This window comes from Mesorhizobium sp. M4B.F.Ca.ET.017.02.2.1 (assembly GCF_003998955.1).
In the GTDB taxonomy this organism is placed as follows: Bacteria; Pseudomonadota; Alphaproteobacteria; order Rhizobiales; family Rhizobiaceae; genus Mesorhizobium; species Mesorhizobium abyssinicae.
This window is the reverse complement of sequence record NZ_RZOF01000614.1, coordinates 1-1,333: the sequence shown is the minus strand read 5'-3', so window position 1 is coordinate 1,333 and position 1,333 is coordinate 1. Positions and strand designations below refer to the sequence as shown.

General features: G+C 65.2%; 2 protein-coding genes. Both read left to right on the top strand.

The window, feature by feature from the left end; genetic code table 11:
- On the top strand, positions 1-1,043 hold a 1,043-nt coding region (locus EN738_RS34335), incomplete at its 5' end, for an MFS transporter (protein ID WP_145967050.1).
- 20 nt (positions 1,044-1,063) lie between these two features.
- On the top strand, positions 1,064-1,333 hold a 270-nt coding region (locus EN738_RS34330; RefSeq protein ID WP_348629123.1), incomplete at its 3' end, for an FAD-dependent oxidoreductase.

The window sequence follows — 1,333 nt, the reverse complement described above, 5'->3', positions numbered from 1 at the left end:
ACACCGCCGTCATGCTTTCGGCGGCGGTCGCGACCCTACTGCTCTCTTTTGCGCATACTTATGAGCAGATGCTGATCGCCGCCCTTGGCGTCGGTCTCGCCGGCGGCTCCTTCGCCGTCGGCGTCGCCTACGTCTCGCGCTTCTTTCCCGCCGGCAGGCAGGGCACGGCGCTCGGCATCTTCGGTGTCGGCAATGTCGGCGCCGCGGTCACCAAATTCCTGGCCCCGCTGGTGCTGCTCGCCTGGGGCTGGCAGACGGTGGCGCAGATCTGGGCGGCGGCGCTCGTCGTCATGGCCGTCGTCTTCTGGTTCACCACCGGCGACGACCCCGTCATCCGCGAGCGCCGCGCCGGCAAAGCGGCAGCGCCGAGAAGCTTCTGGCAGGAATTCGCGCCGCTGAAGAACCTGCAGGTCTGGCGCTTCGCCTTCTACTACTTCTTCGCCTTCGGCGCGTTCGTGGCGCTGTCGCTGTGGCTGCCGCGCTACCTGATCGGCGTCTACGGCTTCAACATCGCCACCGCCGGCATGATCGGCGCCGCCTATTCAATTCCGGCAAGCGTCTTCCGCGCCTATGGCGGCGTGCTGTCCGACCGTATCGGCGCCCGCACCGTACTCTACTGGACCTTCACGGTCTGTGCCGTCGCGACCCTGGTTCTGTCTCTCCCCTCGGCAGACTACGTCGTGCGCGGCATCAGCGGGCCGATCGCCTTCCACTTCGAGATCGGCCCGCTCGCCTTCATCGCCGTCGCCTGCGTGCTCGGCTTCTTCATGAGCCTCGGCAAGGCCGCCGTCTACAAACACATCCCCGTCTACTATCCGAAGAACGTCGGCGCCGTCGGCGGTGTGGTCGGCATGATCGGCGGGCTCGGCGGTTTCGTCCTGCCGATCGCCTTCGGCGCCCTCAACGACCTCACCGGCGTCTGGTCGAGCTGCTTCATGCTGCTCTTCGTCATCGTCGTCGGCTGCCTTGCCTGGATGCACTTCTCCATCCGCCGCATGGAACGTGCCGCCGCCGAAACGCCAGCGCTCTACGCGGCCGAGTGAAACCGGAACGGATCAGCAATATGACCGAGAAACTCGTCATCATCGGCAACGGCATGGCCCCCGGGCGCATGCTGGAGCATCTCCTGGATAAGGCGCCGGATCGCTACCAGGTCACCATCTTCAATGCCGAGCCGCGCGTGAACTACGACCGCATCATGCTGTCGCCGGTTTTGTCGGGCGAGAAGGCATACGAAGAGATCATCATTCACGGCGACGGCTGGTACATCAAGCACGGCATCACCCTCTACAAGGGCCATAAGATCGTCGCCATCGACCGCGCGGCCAAGACC